Below are 21,228 nucleotides of genomic sequence, written 5' to 3'. Positions count from 1 at the left end.
CTCTTGACTTTTGGTCGGTGCGCGTGGGTAACGTGCCCAGCGTGAGCGCCTCTGCAGCCGAGGACCTGATCGCCGAATTCGACGCCGAGCGGCCCGTCCGCAAGCTGAGCGGTCGTGTCTCGGCGCTTGTGACGATCATCGCGCTCGGGCTCGCGCTCTACGTGCTGTGGTGGACCTTCTTCCCCGGCGCGGTCCAGCCGTACCGGATCGGATTCCTCGCGGTCGTGCTGCCGCTGGCGTTCATCTGCTTCGGCCGCGACAAGGAGCGGCCCTCGATCCTCGACTGGGTGCTCGCGGCGCTCGCGCTGGTGGCCTGCCTCTACCCGCTGGTGGTGTTCGACGAGTTCATCAGGCGTGCGTTCGACCCGACGACGCTCGACGTCCTCGCCGGCCTGGCGATCACGGTGCTGGTGCTCGAGGCGGCGCGCAGGACCGTCGGCTGGATCCTGCCCGCGGTCTGCCTGATCTTCATCGCCTACGCCTACTGGGGAGGCTGGATCCCGATCGGCTGGTCGATCGGGCACAGGGGCTACGACATCGACCGCGTCGTCGTCGCCTTCACGATGGGCACCGAGGGCATCTACGGCGTGCCGCTCGACGTGGCCGCCACCTACATCATCCTGTTCACGATCTACGGCGCGGTCCTCGACCACTCGGGCGCGGGCAAGTTCTTCGTCGACGTCTCGCTGGCCGCCTTCCGCAGGTCACGCTCGGCTCCCGGCCGTACGGTGACCATGGCGGGCTTCCTGCTCGGCACGGTCAGCGGCTCCGGTGTGGCGACCACGGTCAGCGTCGGCAGCGTCGCCTGGCCGATACTCAAGCGCGCCGGCTACCCGAGGGAGCAGGCCGGAGGCGTGCTGGCCGCCTCCGGCATCGGCGCGATCCTGTCGCCGCCCACGCTGGGCGCGGCGGCCTTCATCATCGCCGAGTACCTGAGGGTCAGCTACCTCCAGGTGCTGCTCTACGCCACCATCCCGACCGTCCTCTACTACCTGGGCATCTTCCTGGCGATCGAGATGGACGCCAGGAAGTACGGCACGCGGGCCGTCGCCGTCGACGCGCCCAGGTTGTGGCCCCTGGTCAGACGGTACGGCTACCACTTCAGCTCCCTGTTCGTGATCATCATTCTGATGGCGCTCGGCCAGTCGCCGTTCCGCGCCGTGGTCTACGCGACGCTGCTGGCGTTCGCGCTGTCGTTCCTCGACCCCGAGCACAAGCTCACCCCGCGCAGAGCGGCCGAGGCGCTGGCGGCGGGGGTCAAGGGCGTGCTGCCCGTCGCGGCCACCTGCGCGGCGGCCGGCACGATCGTCGCGGTCGTCACGCTGACCGGGCTCGGGCTGAAGGTCAGCTCGCTCATCGTGGGCCTGTCGGGCGGCAACCTGATCGCCACGGCCGTGCTGTGCGCGGTGGCGGTGCTGCTGCTCGGCCTGGCCGTCCCGGTGACGGCGTCGTTCGTGATCGCGGCCGTCATCATCGGGCCCGCGCTGACCAAGCTCGGCGTGAGCTCCCCCGAGGCCTACATGTTCATCTTCTACTACGCGGTGCTGTCGGAGGTGAGCCCGCCGACCGCGCTGTCGGCCTTCGCCGCCTCGGCGATCACAGGGGGCAACGCCTACCGCACCATGATGGCCACGTGGAAGTACTCCCTGCCGGCCTTCCTCGTACCGTTCGCGTTCGTGCTGACCCCGGCTGGAGGCGCGCTTCTGGGGCAGGGGAGTCCGTGGCAGATCGCCTGGACGTTCGCCGCGTCGGCGTTGGCGGTCGTGGCGCTCGCGGTGGCCACGGGCGGTCTTGCGGGTCCCGTCGAGCGGGTCCTGTGCGGGGCGGCGGCACTGCTGCTCCTGGTGCTGTCGCCCGTGCCGATCGCGATCGGCGCAGGTCTCGTTCTGCTGGCGCTCGCCGTACACCTAGTGAGGAGACGCACATGAGGTTGTTGTCCGTGGTGTTCCTGGCGGTGGTCGTGGCCGTGGCCGGCTGCGGAGGTGACAGGGGCGCCGAACGAGCGGAGCAGACAGGGGGCGGCGGGAAGCGGCTGTCGATCGCGACAGGCAACACCACCGGCGTCTACTACATCATGGGCGGCGGCCTGGCCGACCTCATCAGCAAGAACCTGCCCGGCTACGAGGCCACGGCCGAGGCGACCGGCGCGTCGGTGGAGAACATCCAGCGCGTGGTCAAGGGCGACTCCGACCTGGGCTTCACCCTCGCCGACTCCGCGGCCGACGCGGTGCAGGGCAAGGGCGCCTTCTCCTCCGCGCAGCCGATCAGGGCGCTGGCCCGCCTCTACAACAACTACACCCAGGTCGTGGCCTCCGCCGAATCGGGGGTGAAGAGCATCGCCGACCTCAAGGGCAAGCGGGTCTCCACCGGCTCGCCCAACTCGGGCACCGAGGTGATCTCGCTGCGCCTGCTCAAGGCGGCGGGTCTCGACCCCGACAAGGACGTCACCCGCCAGGCGCTCGGCCTGCCCGAGAGCGTCGACGCCCTGAAGACGGGCGGGCTCGACGCGCTGATCTGGTCCGGCGGCCTGCCCACGCCCGGCATCACCGACCTGACGACGACCATGAAGGAGAAGGCGGTCTTCGTGCCGCTGGACGACGTGCTGCCCAAGCTGCAGGCCGAGCACGGGCAGGTCTACTCGGCGGGCAGCATCGGCAAGGACGTCTACCAGGCGCCCGCCGACGTGGCCACGGTCGTGGTGCCCAACCTGCTGGTGGTCAACGAGAAGATGGATCCCGCCCTGGCCGAGAGCATCACGAAACTGATCTTCGATCACCACGCCGACCTGGTCGCGGTCTCGAAGGCGGCCACGGAGATCACCAAGGAGACGGCCGTGAAGACCGAGCCCGTCCTGCTGCACGACGGGGCGAAGAAGTACTTCGGGTCGTAGGCCCCTCAGGGGTGGGCAGGGCCGGATCGGCCACCGCGCGATCCGGCCGCCGCCCCTGTCACAGGTCGACCTGCCCGCCGCTGCGCCAGTAGACGTTGGCCTCCCTGCTCAGCAGGTCCGCCTCGACCAGGTAGCGCCGCAGCGCCGAGAAATCGTGGTGGAAGGCGCGCAGCACCACGTTCACGTCCTTCTCGGAGTAGCGGACGCCAGGCTCGAACAGCCTGGCGATGTGGTGCAGCACCACCAGCCGCTTCTCGTGCTTGGCGGGGATCTCCTTCAGCCGCCCGTCCACCAGGAAGGCCTGCAGGACCCGCTCCTCCTGCGTCAACGCCCGCGGCGGCGGGGCCGCCGCCTTCAACAGCTCGCGGAACCGCTCGGGCCGCGCGGCCCAGGTCCCGTCCTGCCTCCGTACGGCCAGGCCGCCCCGCTCCAGCCGTTCGAGGACGTCCTCGCCCGCCTCCGGCCGCTCGCCCAGCACCAGGGCGGCGAAGGCGCGCAACGTCGTGTCCTGGTGGAGGAGCCCGAGGACTCGCCGGATCTCTTCGTCGCTCATGCGGCTATTTTGAACCATTGGATCACCTCGAGCGTCTGATCCAGCGTGATGACCAACCTCCTGCTCGCCGGCGCCCTCGCGTTAGCCGCCGCGCCCGCCGACACCATCCCCAAGGGGTTCCTCCTCTGGGAGAGGGCCGCGGCCAAGAAGGACGACAACCCCGAGACGAACTGGGCCGTCAACAGGCGGATCACGGCCAGGCTGACGGTGAACCCGTGCGACAAGAACGCGCTCGCCTCGGCGGGACGCGTCGCGGCCCGCACGATCGTCTACACCTCGGTCCCCGACTTCCAGAAGTCCGAGCAGGTGATCCTCTACTCGAGCGGGGACCAGGCGACCCAGGCGCTGGCCGAGCTCAAGGCGGCGCTGCGGACCTGCGCCTCGGCGAAGACCGGGGGGTTCGCGTACAGGTACTCGGCCAAGCCGGTCACACTCGGTGACGAGGCGCTGGCCGTGACAGGGCAGAACTACGCGGGGCGCAAGCCGGCGATCGGCGGAGAGCGCGCGATCGTCTCGCGCAAAGGCAACGCCCTGATCCTTTACTCGCAGGCGGGCGAGTGGGGCAAGCCGGCGAAGGCGGACTTCACGGCACAGACCAGGGACGCGACGACGATGCTCGGGAAGATCTGCGCGATCGCGTCCTGCTGATTGTCACGAGCTTGAGACAAGATCATGACACGATCGCAGTGTCGTGACAGGGATCCTTGGGGGGAGACGTGTGCCGGGGCGCCCTTGCCAGTCCGTTCCGGCACACGTTCAGCTGTTTCCGCGTGCCCATCCGCTGCTGTCACGCCGTCGATGATCGATCCGGCGCCGGCGGAGGTGGCCTCGCCACCGGCGCCGCGCCCGGACGCGTTCAGGGCAGGCGGCCCGCCGTACCCGCGTGGAAGACGCGGTCGCGGGCGAGGGAGAGGGCGAACTCCACCGCGCCCGCTCGGACGGCGTTGCCCGTGACGGCGCTCGGCACCAGCTCGACGGGAGCCTCGCACCGCGTGAGCCGGTCGGCCACGAGCCGGTGGAGCTCGATCCCTCCCGCCCGGAGCAGCGGGCCGCCGAGGACCACCAGGCCAGGATCGAGGACGCCGACGAGGCCGGTGACGGCCGCCGCCAGGCGGGCGGCGAGCTCGCCGAGGAGCGCGGCGTTCCCCCCGGCCAGCGCACGGGCCGCGATCTCGACGGCGCTCCCGCCTTCCACCCGCGTGCCGTGGACGCGGGTCAGCTCGCTCACCGCGGCCGCGTTCAGGAGCGTGCCGAGAGGGCGGCCGCCGGGAGTGAGGATCGAGCCGACCTCGCCGCCGCGGCCCGAGGCGCCGCGCCAGAGCCTGCCGTTCAGCACGACGCCCGAGCCGAGGCCCTGACCGAGCCAGAGCAGGGCGAAGGTGTCCCTGCCTTGGGCCGCGCCCGCGGCCTGCTCCTCCAGAGCGACCAGGTTGACGTCATTCTCCATGCGGACGCGGGGGTTGCCCAGCAGGTCGCGCAGCGGGCCGAGATCGTGCACCCCGCGCGGCGCGGGCTCCCGTGCGGCGACGTCGAGGCGGTCGCCGCCGCCGTCGACGATGCCGGGCATGCCGATCACGACCTGCTCGAGATCGGCCGCCGCCAGCCCCGCGCCGGCCGCCGCCTGCCTGAGCGCCCCGGCGAGCGTGGCGACGGGGTCGGCCTCGGCCGGGATCGCGGTCGTGTGCTCGGCGACCAGATGGCCCTCGAGATCGGCCACCGCCACGTCGAGACCGCAGGAGGTGACGTCGACGCCTGCCACGTGCGCCGCGGACCCCTCCAACGCCCACATCTGCGCGGCGGGGCCCGCGCTGCCGGGTTTGCGGCCGCCTTTGCGCACCAGACCCGCCCCCTCCAGCCGGCGCAGCACCTCGGCGGCGGCGGCCTTCGACAGCCCGGTCCCCGACTCCAGCTCGCCCCTGGTCAACGGGCCCTCACCGAGCAGGAGCTCGAGGGCGGCGCGCTCGTTGAGCGTCCGCAGCACGCGCGGGCTGCCCGACGTCATGACCGTCCTCTCCCGCTCCGTCGATCGATCCGCGGCCGCCCAGGCGGCGGCGGACGCGGCCGCCCGCGCCCGTGGGCGGGGGTCGCGGCCGCCGACGAGGGTCACAGGCGGTTCAGGCCGAGGACGTGGAGAACGGCGCGGCCCTCCTCATCGGAGGCGGCCAGATCCACCTGGGCGTCGATGCCCCAGTCCCCGTCACCCGCCGGATCCTTGATGACCTGCCGCACCTTCCAGAGCTCCTTCTCCTCCGCGATGCGCAGCAGGCCAGGCCCGCGAGCGTCGGCGTCGGTGAAGATCTCCTCGTGCTCGTCATAGTAGGCGTCGAGCGCCGCGCCCCAGTCGACGTCGGGCGCCAGCTCCTCCAGCTCGTCCTCCTTCTCCAGCGCGCACAGCTCGACCAGGCGGAACATCGCGTTCCTGACCAGGACCCTGAACGCGCGCGGGTTACCGGTGACGGGCCTGACCTTGCGCTCCAGCTCCTGCTCCTGCTCCAGCGCCGTCTCCGGGTTGCTCAGCTTCTCCCACTCGTCGATCAGCGAGGAGTCGACCTGGCGCACCAGCTCGCCGAGCCACTCGATGAGGTCGACGAGATCGTCGGTCTTGAGGTGCTCGGGGATCGTCCGGCTCAGCGTCCTGTACGCGTCGGCCAGATAGCGCAGGACCGCCCCCTCCGACCTGGACAGCTCGTAGAACTGGATGTACTCGGTGAACGTCATCGCCCGCTCGTACATGTCGCGCACGACGGACTTCGGGCTCACGTTGTAGTCGGCGACCCACGGGTGGCCGCGCCGGTAGGTCTCGTAAGCGCCGAGCAGCAGCGTCTCCAGCGGCATCGGATACATGATCTCCTGCAGCTGCTCCATGCGCTCCTCGTACTCGACCCCGTCGGCCTTCATCTGCGCCACGGCCTCGCCGCGGGCCTTCTTCAGCTGGGCCGACAGCACCTGGCGGGGGTCGTCGAGGATGGACTCCACGATCGAGACCATGTCGAGCGCGTAGCTGGGCGATTCCACGTCCAGCAGGTCGAAGGCGGCCAGCGCGAAGGTGGACAGCGCCTGGTTGAGCGCGAAGTCCTCCTGCAGGTCGATGGTCAGCCGGGCCTTCCTGCCCTGGTCGTCGGGCTCGCTCAGCTTCTCCACCACGCCGCCCGCCAGCAGCGAGCGGTAGATCGCGATCGCCTGGCTGATGTGCCGCCGCTGCCACTTGCGGTCCTCGTGGTTGTCGGTGAGCAGGTGCTTCATGGCGGCGAAACAGTCGCCCGGCCGGTTGATGACGGCGAGGAGCATGGCGTTGCTGACCTTGAAGCGTGAGGCCAGCGGCTCAGGCTCGGCCGTCTGCAGCTTCTCGAAGGTCTCCTCGCTCCAGCCGACGAACCCCTCCGGCGGCTTCTTGCGGGCATAGCCGCGGCGGCGCTTGGGATCATCGCCGATCTTGGCCAGCGCCTTGGCGTTCTCGATGTCGTGCTCGGGGGCCTGGCAGGCGACGTAGCCGATCGTGTCGAAGCCCGCGCGGCCAGCCCGGCCGGCGATCTGGTGGAACTCGCGGGCGCGCAGGCGGCGCACCTTGTTGCCGTCGTACTTCGACAGCGCGGTGAACAGCACGGTCCTGATCGGGACGTTGACCCCGACGCCGAGCGTGTCGGTGCCGCAGATGACCTTCAGCAGGCCCGCCTGGGCCAGCCGCTCCACCAGCCGCCGGTACTTCGGCAGCATGCCCGCGTGGTGGACGCCGATGCCGTGCCGTACCAGGCGGGAGAGGGCCCGGCCGAACCGCGTCGTGAAGCGGAAGTTTCCGATCATCGCGGCGATGGCTTCCTTCTCGGCCTTCGTCGCCATGTTGATGGACATGAGGGACTGCGCGCGCTCCATCGCCGCCGCCTGCGTGAAGTGGACCACGTACACAGGCGCCTGGCCTGTGCTGAGCATCTCCTCGAGCGTCTCGTGCAGCGGGGTCATCCGGTAGGAGTAGACCAGCGGGACGGGGCGCTCGGCGTGCTTGACGACCGAGGTCTCCCTGCCCGTGCGCCTGGTGAGGTCCTCCTGGAACAGGGCGACGTCGCCGAGCGTCGCCGACATCAGCACGAACTGCACGTTCGGCAGCTCCAGCAGCGGCACCTGCCATGCCCAGCCGCGGTCGGGCTCGGCGTAGAAGTGGAACTCGTCCATGACGACCTGGCCGATGTCGGCCGCGGCGCCGTCACGCAGCGCCACGTTGGCGAGGATCTCCGCGGTGCAGCAGATGATCGGCGCCCCGGGGTTGACGCTGGCGTCGCCTGTCATCATGCCGACGTTCTCGGTGCCGAACAGCGCGACCAGGTCGAAGAACTTCTCCGAGACCAGCGCCTTGATCGGCGCGGTGTAGAACGTGCGCTGGTCGCGGGTCAGAGCCGTGAAGTGGGCTCCCGCCGCGACCAGGCTCTTGCCCGACCCTGTCGGTGTGGCGAGGATCAGGTTGTTTCCCGAGACGACCTCGATCAGCGCCTCCTCCTGCGCCGGGTAGAGGGTGAGCCCCCGTTCGGAGTTCCACGCGACGAACGCGTCGAAGATGGCATCGGGATCGGCGTCGATCTCTTCGGGAAGGCGGTCTATGAGGCTCACCCTCTCCATCTTGCCAAGGACATGGCCCAACCGGTTAACGAGATCCGGTCAGAACCGCGCACGGGAGGCGGTGAGGTTGGTGCCCGGCGGCGGTGGCGGGCGGGGAGAGGGCGGGTGTGGCTCGTCCGGTCAGAACCGCGCACGGGAGGTGGTGAGGATGGTGCCCGGCGGCGGCTCGTCCGGTCAGAGGCGCGCGCGGGGTGCGGTGAGGAGCAGGCCGGCGGCGATCGCGAGCGTCGACAGGACGGGCGCGCCTCCCGGGGCGAACCCGAAGGCGGTCAGTCCCAGCAGCCCGCCGCCGACCAGGGCCGCCGACACCAGCGAGCCGCTCCACGTGGCCACGCCGTACGGCAGCGCCGGCGGCTCCTCGAACCGGGCGAACGCCCGCAGCAGCGGCCAGATGAGCAGGCAGAGCGTCCCGAACCACACCGGCCATCCCGCCAGCCAGCCGAGGCTCCCCGGCGCGGGGGTGTCGAGCCCGAGCCCGACGACCACGACGCCGCTCATCGCGAACAGCGCGGGCATGTGCCACAGGTACACCGTCATCATCCGGGGACCCGCCCACGCCACCAGCCGTTCGGTGCGCAGCCGCATGATCCACGGCCGCAGCAGCGTGACCAGGCCGATCTGACCGATCCCCACCCCCAGCATGGCCAGCGTGGGCGGCGCCATGTTCGACATCTCCGCGCCGGGCAGCCCGATCATGCTGCCGGGGTAAGGGCCGAAGGCCACCAGCAACGCGGCGGCGCCGTACCCGGCCATCGCCAGCAGCCCGGGACGGCCCAGCCTGCGGTCGACGTAGAAGAAGCCCAGCTGGTGGACGGCCAGCCACACGAAGCCGATGTTGAGGTAGCCGATCAGGTCGGGGCCGGAGGTGAACCTGACCAGGTCGGTGGCCACCGCGCCCGCGACCAGGACGGCGGGCGCCCGCCATCCGTGCCTGGCGTGCATCCTGAGCATCAGCGGCGTCGCGGTGACGGCGATCAGGTAGACGACCAGGAACCACAGCAGCTGCCCCGTCAGCCGGGACCCCACCTCCAGCGGCTGCTCCGGCACCCCGAACGTCGCCAGGACGTGCGGGAAGGGGATCCACACCGCCGCCAGCGGCAGCACCGGCCAGGCCAGGCGCCGCAGCCGTACGGCCAGCCACGCGGGCGCCGTGCCGGGAGCGCGGCGGAAGCTGATCGCGTTGGCCGCGCCGCCCGCGAAGAACACCAGCGGCATGACCTGGCTGATCCAGGTGACCACCCACACTCCCGGGGTGGACAGCGCGTTGCCCGTCGTCAGGCGGACGCCGTCGTAGCCCAGCACAGGGATCGTCCAGTGCTGGAGCACGACCAGGGCCATCCCCGCGAGCCGCAGGACGTCGATGAAGGAGTCCCTGGTCGTGGCGCGTACGGCCGGGCGTTCGAGCAGGACGGTCATGGGGGAGCCTCGATTCGGAAGGTGGTGACTCAAGGCTTCCGTCCGGGCCCGTCCGGCGCAGTGACGCGGTCCGCCGTCTTACGGTCAAGATCGCACTACCCCGGATGGTAGGGCTGGCCCTACCCCTTGACGCCTGCCCGCAGGGGCGAAGCAGGACCTGCGAGACTCGTAGCGTGATGTCATGCGCTCCCTGATGAGACGAGTCCTGCTGGACAGTCGTTACCTCCTGGTCGGCTTCCCGACCGCCGTGATCGCCTTCATCCTGCTCATCGCCGGGTTCGCGGCGGGGCTCGGCACGGTGGTCGTATGGATCGGCGTCCCGATCCTCTGCGGCACGCTGCTGGTCGCCAGGGGTTTCGCCGACGTGGAGCGCGGCTGGCTGTCCGACGTGCTCAGCCGCCCCGCCATCAGGCCGCGTTACAAGGAGGCGCCCGCGACGGCGGGCCGTTTCCGTCGCATCGTGAACCCGCTGACGTCCGGGCAGTCGTGGCTCGACCTGATGCACGGCATCATCAACTTCCCCATCGCCATCGTCACGTTCGTGGTGACGGTGGTGTTCTGGGCGATCCCGATCTTGGGCCTGTCCTACCCGCTCTACGGCTGGATCACCTCGCGCATCCCCGGCAACATGGAGCTTCCCGAACTGCTCGGGCTCGGTGAGGGCTACCTGGTCAACTCGGCCTTCTACGGCGGCGTCGGCCTGCTGGGCGCGTTCGTCATGCCGTTCATGGTCAGGGGGGCGGCGCTGCTGCGCGCGGGGCTCGGCAGGGCGCTGCTGACGAGCGTCGCCGAGCTGCACGAGCGCATCGACGACCTGGCCCAGGGCCGGGCGGCGGCGGTGTCGGCCGAGGCCGACGCGCTGCGCAGGCTGGAGCGCGACATCCACGACGGCCCGCAGCAGCGCCTGGTGTCGCTGGCGATGGAGCTGTCCAGGGCCCAGCGCCAGCTGAAGAAGGACCCGCAGGCCGCGCACGCGACGATCGCCGAGGCCATCACGGCCACCCGGGAGACGCTGGACGAGCTGCGCGCGCTCTCGCGCGGCATCGCGCCGCCGATCCTGGCCGACAGGGGTCTCGCGCCCGCGCTCGCCGCCCTGGCCGGCAGGTGTACGGTGCCCGTCGACCTCGACGTGCAGACCGCCGAGCGTTACGTCGCCGCGGTGGAGAACACGGTCTACTACGTGGTCGCCGAGTCGCTGACCAACATCGCCAAGCACAGCCGCGCCACGACCTGTTCGGTCCAGCTCAGCCGTACCGGGAACACGCTGATGCTGACGATCGGGGATGATGGGGTCGGCGGCGCACACGTCGCCAAGGGACACGGTCTGGCAGGGCTGGCCGACCGGCTGCGCGCGGTCGACGGCGAGCTGGTCGTGAGCTCCCCTGTGGGCGGGCCGACAGTGATCGTGGCGGAGGTGCCGTGCGGGTAGTCGTGGCCGATGACGCGGTTCTGATCAGGGAGGGCCTGATCAGGCTGCTGGAGGAGTTCGGCTGCGAGGTGGTGGCGGCGGTCGGCGACGGTGAGGCGCTCGTCGAAGCCGTGGCCTCGTTCAAGCCGGACGTGTCGGTGGTCGACGTGCGCATGCCGCCGTCCTTCACCGACGAGGGGCTGCGCGCGGCGGTGCGGGCGCGCACGCTGGTACCGGGGGCGCCCGTGCTGATCCTGTCGCAGTACGTCGAGGTCTCCTACGCCGACGACCTGCTGGCCGACGCCCGTGGCGCGGTCGGCTACCTGCTGAAGGACAGGGTCGTGGACGTCGACGAGTTCATGGAGGGGCTGCGGCGCGTCGCCTCGGGCGGCACTGTCTTCGATCCGCAGGTGGTGGCCCAGCTGATGGTGCGCAGGCGCAGGGACGATCCACTGGCCCAGCTGACCCCGCGCGAGCGGGAGGTGCTCGGTCTGATGGCGGAGGGAAAGTCGAATCCGGCCATCGGCAGGGACCTGGTGATCAGCGACGGCGCCGTGGAGAAGCACATCAGGAGTATCTTCTCCAAGCTCGGCCTCTACGCCGACGACAGCGACCAGCATCGCAGGGTGCTGGCCGTCCTGGCGTATCTCAGGGGCTGAGAAGTCTGAGCGCGTGGGCGTGCCCGCGTGTCTCGGAGGCTGAGGAGCCGCGGGCGCGTGGCCGCGCCCGTGTGTCTCGGGGGCTGGGGAGCCGCAGCGTGTGGCCGTGCCCGTGTGTCTCGGGGGCTGGGGAGCCGCAGCGTGTGGCCGTGCCCGTGTGTCTCGGGGCTGAGGCGCGCGGCCGGTCCTGGTGGACCGGTCGCGAGGGGACTCAGGCCCCGAGCGCGTCCACGAGCTTCTTCCGCTGCTGGGCGCCCAGGCCGCCGAGACGACGCTTCTCGTCGACGCCGGCCTCCTCCATGAGCGCGGTGGCCTTGGCGGGCCCGACGCCCTTGACGGCGCGCAGCGCCTGGGAGACCTTGATCTTCTTGGCGATGTCGTCGTCGCGCTCCAGCAGGTCGGCGAAGGTCAGCTCACCGGCCTTGACCTTCGCGAGCAGAGCGGTGCGGGCGGCGCGGGCCTCCGCGGCCTTCTCCAGCGCCGCCTTGCGCTGCTCCGGGGTAAGAGTGGGAAGTGCCATCTCGATCTCTCCTCGGGGAGTAATGCTTCGGGACTTTGTTACCCGTGGTGTCGCGGCTAATCATGGCGGATGCCAGCGGCTCTTGTTGCGGAAAGCCGCCGCTCAGCCGGTGCGCCAGACCGAAGCGGCCGCCTCGGCGCACGCCACGTCCTGCGCGACGGTGCCTCCGCTGACCCCCACACCGCCGACCACGCGTTCTCCTTCACCGTAGTCCGCCCACAAGGGGATGCCACCTCCGAAGCACACGAACCGGTCACCCGCGAGGCCGTACAACTCGCCTCCAGGAGCGGTCAGCGGCGCCAGGTCGGCGGTCGAGATCCGGTTGGCCACCGAGGTGTAGGCCTTGCCGGGAGCCAGGACTGGACCGGCGATCTCGGCTCCTTCCATGCGCTGGAAGCTCACCAGATGGCCGCCCGCGTCGACGACGGCGACGGACACCAGCGCGCCCTCCCTCGACGCCTGTCTGATCGCCGCCTCGCACATCCGTAACGCGATCTCCAACCCCACCGTGTCCCGAAATTTCATGAACACATGGGTATCGTCCCGTGCGTCCTGGTTGCAAGATCATCGTGGTTTCTGTCACATTTCGCGTTTCGGGCGTGTCGCACGCCAGAATTCGAGCCCCTCGCGGGTCAGGAAGGCGTCAAACACCGACTCCATCGCCCCGATGAGGGGGCCACGGTCGCCCAGCGCGGAGGGCAGGATCGGCGCCGGCTGCCGCCTGCGCATCTCCATGAGCGCCTCGTCGCAGGAGCGCCGCAACGTCTCGCCCACGAGCGCGACGCCGAGGCCCGACACGGTGACCGCGGCGGGGTCGAGGGCGTTGACGAGCGCGCCGACGCCCTTGCCGAGAGCCCTGGCGTTCGCCTCGATCGCCGCCGCCGCGGCCGGATCGCCCGCGGCGGCCGCGGCGACGATGCCTTCGGCCTGTTCCCTGCCCCTGCCCCGGCCCGCCTCGAGACCCAGGTGCCTGAGCAGGGCGTTGCGGCCCACCGCCAGGCTGAGGCAGCCGCGGGCACCGCAGGGGCACGGGTCGTCGCCGCCGGTCAGCGGCATGTGCCCGAACTCGCCCGCCGTACCGCCCGATCCCGCCAGCGGGCGGCCCTCGATCAGCAGAGCGCCGCCGGGGTCGAAGTCGACGTGGACGTGCAGGCCCACGTGCACGCCGCGCAGGTGACCGCGACGGGCCTCGGCGAGGCCCGCGAGCCTGGCGTCGTTGCCGACCCGCAGCGGCACCTCGCCGAGCGCGAGCGCCGCGGCCACGTCGACGTCGACCCAGTCCAGGTGGGAGATGTCGAGCAGGCCGTCCGCGCGCACGGGACCCGCGGCCGACACTCCCACGCCCACCACCCTGGGTCCGAGCCGTTCGCGCAGCGCCGCGCCCAGTGACCGCAGCGCGCCGGAGGGTGTGCCGTCGTGCTCTCGCGTGGCGAGCACGGTCGAGCCGCCGCCCAGCTCGCACGCCGCGATCGTCCAGGTGTCCTCGCGCAGGTCGGCGGCCAGGGCCAGCGGCCCGTTGGGGTGCGGTCCCGGCAACTGCGTGGGGCGGCCCCTGGCGTGCTCCTTCGGCGGGGCCTCCTGGAGCAGCTCCTCCTCGACCAGCCCGGCCACCAGCACCGAAGCCGTTCCGCGGGCCAGCTCCAGGTCGCGCGTCAGCTGCGATCGCGTACGGCTGGCCGCGCCGTCGTGCACCGCGCGCAGCAGTCCGAGGCGGTTGTGCACGCGCAGGTCTCCCACATCCATGGAACACAGTTTATGCTCTAGCCGTGAACAAAAGAGCTCGTATCGGTGTGTTCGGCTTCTTCTTCCTCTGCGGCCTTGTCATGGGCATGTGGGCGGCGGGCCTGCCCGCCCTGAACGAACGGCTCGCCCTCGGGCCGGAGCGGCTCGGCTTCGCCCTGTTGCTGGTGTCGTTGGGCGCGCTGGCCTCGATGCTGGCGGCGGGCAGGATCGTGGACCGGCTGACCAGCAGGACCGTGTGCTGGTTCGCGGGACCGCTGTCGGCCGTGGTGCTGCTCGGCCCCGCGCTGGCGCCGTCCTACCCGGTGCTGATGGTCACGGCGGTCGTGCTCGGACTGGGCCTCGGCGTGATCGAGGTGGCGATGAACGTCCACTCGGTCGAGGTCGAGCACGCCTACGGCCGGCCGATCATCTCCGCCTTCCACGGCACGTGGAGCCTGGGCGGCGCGACCGGCGGCGCGCTCACCGCCATCGGGCTCAAGCTCGGCGTGGACGGGCAGGCGCTGCTGGTCGGCGCCGCCGTCGTCGTGCCCTTCCTGTACCTTCCCGCCGCCCGCCTGCTGCTTCCTGGGCGGCCCGCGACAGAGCCGGCCGAGCAGGGGGGCGGCATGGGCGCGATGCGCTGGGGGCTGGTGGCGCTGCTCGGTCTGGTCGCCTTCGCCGGGCACCTGAGCGAGGGCGCGGCCATCGACTGGGCCGCGCTGCACGCGCGTCTGGTGCTCGACACCGATCCCGCCGCCGCGCCCCTTGCCTACACCGTGTTCTCCATCGCGATGACCTCGGTCAGGCTGCTCGGAGACCCGATCAGGGCCAGGTTCGGGCCCGTGCGCACGATCCAGCTCGCCGGCGTGTTCGCCACGGCCGGGTACCTGCTGGTGCTGTTCGTGCCCACCGTCGTCGGCGCGTGGGCGGGCTGGGCGCTCGCCGGCATCGGCCTGGCCACCGTGGTGCCCGTCGTCTTCAGCGCCGTGGGCGCGGCCGGAGGGGCGGTCGGGCGGGCGCTGTCGCTGGTGACCGCTTTCGGCTACTCGGGGCTGCTCGTCGGGCCCGCGGTCCTGGGCTTCGTGACGGAGAGGTCGTCGCTGCCCGTCGCGCTGATCATCCCCACCGTGCTGGCCGCGGTGGTCGGCCTCGCCGGCGCCCCGGCGATCCGCGCGATCAGCACGGCCCCCGAGCCCGTGCCCGCAGGCCGCTGACCGGCCACCCACGGCTGCCTGGACAATGGCACGGTGGAGCTACACGATCTCTCCGCCGGTGACGGCGTGCTCGAACGCGTCGGCGCGGTGGCGCGGGCGGCGCTGGAGCGCTACGACGTGTCACCCGCGGCCACCGCGACGCTGATCAACGTCTCGGAGAACGCCACCTTCCGTGTCGACGACCCTGAGACGGGCGGCCGGTCGATCCTGCGGGTGCACAGGCTCGGCTACCACTCGGCGGCGGCCATCGGCTCGGAGCTGGACTGGCTGGAGGCCCTCAGGAGGGAGGAAGGCGTCCGCACGCCTGCCGTGATCGAGGCGGCCGACGGCGCGAAGGTGGTCGGGGCAGGCGGCAGGAACGTCGTGATGTTCGCGTTCCTGCCCGGCGCCGAGCCGCGAGAGGACCGCCTGGTCGACGGGTTCAAGCAGCTCGGCGCCGTGACCGCGCGCATGCACAGGCACGCCGTACGGTGGCGGCGGCCCGAGGGGTTCACCAGGTTCGCCTGGGACTGGGACGCCGCCTTCGGCGCGGAGGCCAGGTGGGGACGGTGGCGGGACGGCGTCGGCGTCGACGGCGAGGCGCACGCCGTCCTGCGGCGCCTGGAGGACCGGCTGCGCGAGCGCATCGCGCGCTACGGCCGCTCACCCGAGCGGTTCGGGCTGATCCACGCAGACATGCGCCTGGCCAACCTCCTCGACGACGGCGGACCCGAACCCAGCGTCATCGACTTCGACGACTGCGGGTTCGGGTGGCACGTCTACGACCTGGCCGCCGCGCTCAGCTTCATCGAGCACGAGCCGGTGGTGCCCGAGCTCATCGACGCCTGGCTGGACGGCTACCGCAGCGAGGAGCCCTTCACAGCGGAGGACGAGCGCGAGATCTGGACGTTCATCCTGTTCAGAAGGCTGCTGCTGGTGGCGTGGATCGGGTCGCACCAGGGGGTGGACATCGCCAGGGAGCTCGGCGAGGGCTACACCCGCGGCGCCTGCGACCTCGCCGACCGCTACCTCGGCTCGGTCTGACGCCGTGCGGGCGACGGGCCCCGCGCGCCGGGAGGGACGCACGGGGCCCGTGCCTCACCCCACGTACGGCCGCTGCAGGAAGCGGCCGAGCGCGGGGTCGTACAGGCGGGCGCCCATGAGCACCGTGCCGCCCAGCGCCGCGGAGACGAACCTGCCGCCGAGCCAGCCGTACCTGCGCGGTCGCGAGGCGATGCCGAACTCGTCGAAGGCCAGCACCGTCGCCGCCCCCGTGTCGAGGTCGAGCTCGGTGCCGACGTCACCGTGCAGGGTGGTCAGCTGCACACGGACCGCGCCCGTCGCCGAGGTTAGCGCCGCCAGCTCGCCGCCGATCCCGGTGACGGTCCTGACGACCGACCCGCCTTCGGCCAGCCAGCGCGGCGTCTCGCCCTCCGCGCCGTAGTGGTGCACGGTCGCCGCGCCGGTCCCGCTCGTCTCCGACCTGACCCGGCCCATGGGGTCGCGCGCCCAGGTGAGCGTCTCGTCGCCCGCGGTCTGCTTCGACGGTGCGCCGTCGTCGAAGTAGTCGACGGTCCTGCCGCCCGGCAGGCTCGTCGTACGGCCGAGCCCGTCGTAGCCGTAGCCGTCCCCGGTCAGGCGGCCGTCGGCGTAGGTGTAGCCGGTGATCGCGGAGGCCGCGTCGTCGGCCTGAGGGCACTCCTCCTCGGAACTCTGGACGGCCAGCCGCGTCCTGTTGCTCTGGCCGTCGTAGGCGTAACGGCGCAGCGAGCACACGGGGAAGGCGATCTCCCGCACCGAGGTGAGCCTGCCCGCTCCGTCGTAGCCGAGCGTGCGGTCGGTCATCGTGTCGGTGCGCAGCTGGAGCACCGGCTGCCCGTGGACGGAGAGCCCGGCCTGGTCGATCAGCACGGGCCCCTCCACCCCGTCCCTGGTGTAGACGCGGGCGAACGGCCGGCCGATCTCGTCGAACAGCCCCGCCATCCGCAGGCCGCCCGGCAGCTCGCCGGCCACCACGCGGCCGTCGTCGTCGTAACGGGCGGTGAAGACGCCCGCCACCGAGTCGGTGACCGAGGTGAGCAGGCCGCGCGGCTCCACCGCGTGGTCGTATGCGTAGACGCTGGTCGAGGGCGCCGAGTCGCTCACCTTGGTCACGCGGTCGAGGTCGTCGTACTCGGTGCGGGTCACCGCCCCGTCCGCGTCGGTGTGGGAGATGAGACGGCCGAGCCGGTCGAAGCCGGAGACGACCTTCGCGGCCGCCTGCCTTCGCTCGACCACCCTGCCGCTGCTCGGGTCGTAGCCGAGCTCCCGCGCTCCGATCGCGACGGGCCTGCCCGCGCCGTCACGCCTGACGGTCGTGACTGAGGAGCCCTCCGTGATCGTGTCGACCTCACCCAGTGCCGTGTAGGTGAAGGTCCTGTCACCGTCCCTGCAGGTCAGCCCCGCCCATTCGGGACGGCCGCCGCACTCGCCACCGCCGCCGGCGGTGAAGGGCACGGGCCTGCCGACCGTCTTGGTGACGGCCTGCCCGCCGGGGTCCAGGACGGTCCGCAGCGGCAGCCCGCTGCCCCAGTCGTACACGGTGGCGGTGGTGCGCACGTCGGCGTCGGGCATGGACTCCCGTCCGACGATCCTGGCCCCCTTCCTGAGCGTGGTGGGCAGGTCCCTGGCCAGGGCGTCGCCAGGCCGCTGCTCGTCGTAGGCGAGCACGGTGCGCGTTCTGGCCCCGATCGCGAAACCGGCGGGCAGATCCTCGTTGATCTCGGCTTCGAGGTTGACGATGTGGACCGGGTCGAGCTCCTCCAGCTTCCTGCGGCCGGCCGGATCGTAGACGGCGCGGGTCGACAGCAGCTCGGCGCGCTCGGCCGGGCCGTACCCGGAGATGCCCAGCTCGCCGAGGCGGTAGTCGGTGTCGGGCCGCTGTGACAGCTCCCTGTTGCCCGCGGTGAGCGTGCGGACGGCATGTCCGAAGCGGTCGTACTCGGCCGCGCTCAGCCGCCCGCCCGGCACCAGGGTGTTGACGGCCCTGCCTGCCTCGTCCAGGTAGGTGACCGTGGCCCGCGTCCACGATCCCGGCCGCTGGTCGGGCGGGAGCACGGCGGTGGCGGTGACGGCGGCCGCCTTCTGCCCCCAGGCCGCGACGTGCTCGGCCGCCACGTCGGCGGGGCCGCCGGCGGCCCGGTCGAGCGGCACGCCGTACACGAGGGTGGTGGTGGCCTGCCCCGCCACCTGGTCGGCGGTGCCCGGCCTGAGCGTGGCACGGGTGAGCGACAGCAGGCGGCCTTCCGCGTCGTAGCGAGGCGTCCAGGGCAGTTCGCCCGGCGGGGTGAGCGAGGTGAGGCGGCCCGCGGCGTCGTAGCCGTACAGGGTCTTGAGCGGGGGGCTGATCCGGGGATCCCACACCTCGGCCAGCCGTCCCGCGGCGTCGTAGGCGTACCGGGCGATCGCGAGGCCCTCGAAGCTCAGCGTGGTGACCCGGCCGTCCGCGCCGTAGGCCAGGTCGAGCCTGCGCCCCGCCTGGCTGATCGCCGTCAGCCTGACCTGGTCGCCCACGCTCTCGTACGCGTGCTCAGCCGGGAGGTAGACGCCTCCCTGCCTGGCGAAGACGGTCGCGCGGCCGAGGGAGTCGGTGAGGGTGTAGGAACCGGTGAGCGTGAGGTCCTCGGCGCCGAGCTCGGGCTTCCAGCCTCCGCCGGTCCTGGTGAACTGGACCGGTCTGCCGTCCTGGGTGATCACTTCGACCGACGTGGGGGAGGTCTCCCGTAGGGAGGCGACGGCAGGCGGCCACTCCTTGCCGAACGGCGTGATCGGACTGTTCCCGCCACGCGAGCCGTGGACCCTGGTGACCGACAGGCCGAAGGGGCCGCCCTCGGTGGTCCGCAGCCGGTAGTCGCCGGTCAGCAGGTTGACCTCGCCGGGGCCCACCTCGGCCCTGGCGGCCGCCGAGGCCGACCGGTCGGAGACGATGGTCGCGGGGGCGCTCTCGGCGGCGTTGCCGAAGACCACCGCGCGCACCTGGACGGCGGCGTCGCCCAGCTGCGCGCCGACGTCCCAGACCAGCCCGGAAAGGCGGCCTGGCGCGGCCACCGGCCAGGCGGTCAGCGGCTTGCCGTCGGCGCCGAGCACGTGGGCGACGGGGATGTCGGCCCAGGCGTCGCCGTCCGCTCTGCGGTACTGGAACGTGGCCTGGGCGAACCCGGTGCCCGCCACCTCCAGCGGGAGCCTGCCCGTCGTGCGCCCGCCGTCCTTCGGCGAGGTGAGCACGGAAACGGCGGCGCCGGCGCCCACGTTGAAGGCGTAGGCCGTCGTGGGGGAGGCGTTGCCCGCCTTGTCCAGGGTGTACACGCGCAGGGTGTGGGGGCCCGTGGTCGGCGGCGTCACCTTGGCGGTGACGGCGGCGCCCGTGGTGAGCACCCTGGTCTCGGCGCCGTCGTCGAGCCTGTAGGCCAGCCAGCCGGTGTCGGAGCCGGCCGGGGTGAGGGTGAAGGTGCCCGGCCTGCCCGCGTCGCCGTACCAGCCGCCGTCGGAGGGGTAGTCGGCCGAGGCCGCCTTCGGAGCCGGGGGCTTGACGGTGTCGACGGTGAAGGCCGCGCTCTGGTACGCCTTGGACGACAGGGAGCCGTCGTTGGCCCAGGAGCGGATCGTGTACGTCTTGCCGTTGACGAGCTTCCCCGCGGGCACGGTGGCGGAGGAGAAGCCGTTGCTGGCCACATAGTCGCCGTAGAGATCGTTGACGACCAGGCTGGAGCCGTCGTAGACGTCGAACAGGCCGCGGGTGTTGCCCTTGTCGGGGTCGCGCACGTGGTTGCGCAGCTGCGGCGTCACGGTGTTGGTCCACCGCGTGCCCGCGTAGTCGCTGAAGGGCGAGACCCACGTCGAGACCGGCGTGTCCGGGTAGGAGTTGTAGGTCACCGAGATGTACGGCACGCCCGAGGAGGCGTTGCCCGAGTTGAAGCGCTTCCAGGCGAACTCGTCGGACTCGTTGGCGGCCCGCAGGCCCATGCCCGACTCCGTGTACGCCTTGTCCGCCCACATCTGGACCAGCGAGGTGACGTTGGCGCTCACCCAGCCGTTGGCGCAGCCGCTGCCCCAGCCCTTGGTCTCTGTCGAGGTGGCGTAGCGGGTCGCCATGGTGGGTCCGGGCCAGCGGGAGGAGGTCGAGGCGCGGTTGGCCGACCAGACCTCCCACGCCCTGGCGTTGCAGGACCAGGAGTGGTGGTTCCACAGCTTCAGCGACGCCGACAGGATCTTCTTGCCCGCGATGCCGGGGGTCTTCCACGTGATGAAGGATCTGGCGACCTGGCCGCTGCCGTTGTCACCGATCTTCAGCTCGGTCGCGCCCGACTGGTCGGTGCCGTAGCCCTGCTGCACGAAGGTGTCGAAGACCTGGCCGAGGTTGAGCGAGGGGTCGACGGTGACCGGGTAGCGCGTGGCGGGGTCGTTCAGGAACGCGGGGTCGGGGGTGAGGACGAGGTCCTGGCCCGACAGTGTCATGGCCACGGGCGCCCGGTTCAGGTGGTCGCCCGAGCTCGGGTGCACCTGCGCGTCCCACATGACGGGTGCGGGGATGGTGGCGGCGACCTTGCCCTTGCGGTCGACCAGCTCGACACCGCCGTCACCCGATCGGCGGGCCGTCATCCCCGGTGCCCTGAGCCGCAGCGTGTACGACAGCGGCGTCGCGGGACGCCGCTTGAGCAGCAGGAACTGCTCGGCGCCCGTCCTGGTCGCGGTCACCATCAGATCGGCGCCCGGCAGCACCTCCGGGTAGGTGGCGGTCTCGGCCTGCAGCCGCGGCGTGGGCAGCGAACCCTTCCACCGCATGGTGACCCTGGACTCGCCCTCGCCCACCGTGATGAGGTCGCCGCCCCCGACACCGAGGGTGAGCCCGCGCCGGTGGCCCTTTGCGGCGATCCGGCCGCTCGCGTCCGTGGCGAGACTGATGTCGACCGGAGCCCAGCCGCCGTCGCGGCGGAAGCGGATCGGGCCGGCGAAGCTGTCGACGGTCGTCGAGCCGTCGGGGTTGGCGTAGGTGGTGGTCGTCTCCGTGCGGGCGGACTCGATCTCCACCCGACGGCCGTTCAGGCGGGCGGTGAGCTTGGCGGAGGCCTCGTCGGGCGCGCTCGTCGGCCGGGTCGCCGCCGGGAGCGGCGGTACGGCCGACGCGGCGGCGGAGGCGAGCGGGGTGAGGGGGATCAGGGGGAGGAGGGCGAGCGCGAGACCGCAGGCGACCGCCCGCGGCGTGATGGCAGGCATGGGTGCT

General features: G+C 71.7%; 15 protein-coding genes. 7 read left to right on the top strand and 8 right to left on the bottom strand.

Annotated features, from left to right (window positions below; translation table 11 throughout):
• Positions 1-41 precede the first annotated feature (41 nt).
• Positions 42-1,928, top strand: coding sequence for a TRAP transporter permease (locus AC3EO4_RS36825; protein ID WP_379571874.1), 1,887 nt, complete (start codon positions 42-44; stop codon positions 1,926-1,928).
• Positions 1,925-2,890, top strand: a complete 966-nt coding sequence (locus AC3EO4_RS36820; protein ID WP_379571872.1) for a TAXI family TRAP transporter solute-binding subunit — start codon at positions 1,925-1,927, stop codon at positions 2,888-2,890. The genes AC3EO4_RS36825 and AC3EO4_RS36820 overlap by 4 nt, the downstream gene beginning before the upstream one ends.
• Before the next feature lie 58 nt (positions 2,891-2,948).
• Here the strand turns inward: AC3EO4_RS36820 and AC3EO4_RS36815 are convergent, their stop codons facing one another.
• Entirely contained in the window at positions 2,949-3,443 is a 495-nt protein-coding gene (locus AC3EO4_RS36815; RefSeq protein ID WP_379571870.1) for a DUF2087 domain-containing protein, read from the bottom strand.
• A gap of 48 nt (positions 3,444-3,491) precedes the next feature.
• On the opposite strand from AC3EO4_RS36815, the gene AC3EO4_RS36810 reads away from it, so the two are divergent.
• Positions 3,492-4,091 carry a hypothetical protein gene (locus tag AC3EO4_RS36810; RefSeq protein WP_379571868.1) on the top strand — a complete coding sequence of 200 codons (600 nt, stop codon included), beginning with the start codon at positions 3,492-3,494 and terminating at the stop codon, positions 4,089-4,091.
• A gap of 208 nt (positions 4,092-4,299) precedes the next feature.
• Here AC3EO4_RS36810 and AC3EO4_RS36805 read toward each other — a convergent pair whose 3' ends face one another.
• From AC3EO4_RS36805 to AC3EO4_RS36795, 3 genes are all read right to left on the bottom strand, one after another.
• A complete protein-coding gene (locus tag AC3EO4_RS36805) occupies positions 4,300-5,445 on the bottom strand; it encodes an ROK family protein (protein WP_431900069.1) in 1,146 nt (381 codons plus the stop codon).
• Between the two features lie 101 nt (positions 5,446-5,546).
• Positions 5,547-8,051, bottom strand: a complete 2,505-nt coding sequence (locus tag AC3EO4_RS36800; protein WP_379571864.1) for a DEAD/DEAH box helicase — start codon at positions 8,049-8,051, stop codon at positions 5,547-5,549.
• A gap of 174 nt (positions 8,052-8,225) precedes the next feature.
• Positions 8,226-9,467, bottom strand: coding sequence for an acyltransferase family protein (locus tag AC3EO4_RS36795; RefSeq protein WP_431900067.1), 1,242 nt, complete (start codon positions 9,465-9,467; stop codon positions 8,226-8,228).
• Between the two features lie 181 nt (positions 9,468-9,648).
• Here AC3EO4_RS36795 and AC3EO4_RS36790 point away from each other — a divergent pair, with 181 nt between their 5' ends.
• Positions 9,649-10,896, top strand: a complete 1,248-nt coding sequence (locus AC3EO4_RS36790) for a sensor histidine kinase (RefSeq protein ID WP_431900065.1) — start codon at positions 9,649-9,651, stop codon at positions 10,894-10,896.
• Positions 10,887-11,534, top strand: a complete 648-nt coding sequence (locus tag AC3EO4_RS36785) for a response regulator (RefSeq protein ID WP_379571858.1) — start codon at positions 10,887-10,889, stop codon at positions 11,532-11,534. The genes AC3EO4_RS36790 and AC3EO4_RS36785 overlap by 10 nt, the downstream gene beginning before the upstream one ends.
• A gap of 211 nt (positions 11,535-11,745) precedes the next feature.
• Here AC3EO4_RS36785 and mihF read toward each other — a convergent pair whose 3' ends face one another.
• The 3 genes from mihF to AC3EO4_RS36770 all read right to left on the bottom strand — a co-directional run bounded on the left by mihF (position 11,746) and on the right by AC3EO4_RS36770 (position 13,797).
• The gene (mihF, locus tag AC3EO4_RS36780; protein WP_183659676.1) at positions 11,746-12,054 is read right to left on the bottom strand and encodes an integration host factor, actinobacterial type; all 309 of its coding nucleotides are present in this window, start codon (positions 12,052-12,054) and stop codon (positions 11,746-11,748) included.
• 102 nt (positions 12,055-12,156) lie between these two features.
• Positions 12,157-12,579 carry a GlcG/HbpS family heme-binding protein gene (locus AC3EO4_RS36775; RefSeq protein ID WP_358131934.1) on the bottom strand — a complete coding sequence of 141 codons (423 nt, stop codon included), beginning with the start codon at positions 12,577-12,579 and terminating at the stop codon, positions 12,157-12,159.
• A 54-nt stretch (positions 12,580-12,633) separates the two neighbouring features.
• A complete protein-coding gene (locus AC3EO4_RS36770) occupies positions 12,634-13,797 on the bottom strand; it encodes an ROK family protein (protein ID WP_379571856.1) in 1,164 nt (387 codons plus the stop codon).
• 23 nt (positions 13,798-13,820) lie between these two features.
• Between AC3EO4_RS36770 and AC3EO4_RS36765 the strand changes: the two genes are divergently transcribed.
• Both AC3EO4_RS36765 and AC3EO4_RS36760 read left to right on the top strand, forming a co-directional pair.
• Positions 13,821-14,990, top strand: coding sequence for an MFS transporter (locus tag AC3EO4_RS36765; protein WP_431900064.1), 1,170 nt, complete (start codon positions 13,821-13,823; stop codon positions 14,988-14,990).
• Between the two features lie 33 nt (positions 14,991-15,023).
• Positions 15,024-16,013 carry a phosphotransferase enzyme family protein gene (locus tag AC3EO4_RS36760; protein WP_379571852.1) on the top strand — a complete coding sequence of 330 codons (990 nt, stop codon included), beginning with the start codon at positions 15,024-15,026 and terminating at the stop codon, positions 16,011-16,013.
• A 54-nt stretch (positions 16,014-16,067) separates the two neighbouring features.
• Here the strand turns inward: AC3EO4_RS36760 and AC3EO4_RS36755 are convergent, their stop codons facing one another.
• Positions 16,068-21,221: a DNRLRE domain-containing protein gene (locus tag AC3EO4_RS36755; protein WP_431900062.1), complete on the bottom strand. Its 5,154-nt coding sequence runs from the start codon at positions 21,219-21,221 to the stop codon at positions 16,068-16,070.
• Between the last annotated feature and the right edge of the window lie 7 nt (positions 21,222-21,228).

The sequence above is a fragment of the Nonomuraea sp. bgisy101 genome (genome assembly GCF_057708945.1).
Note: the sequence above shows the minus strand (reverse complement) of the source record. Positions and strands in the feature narration are given on the sequence as shown.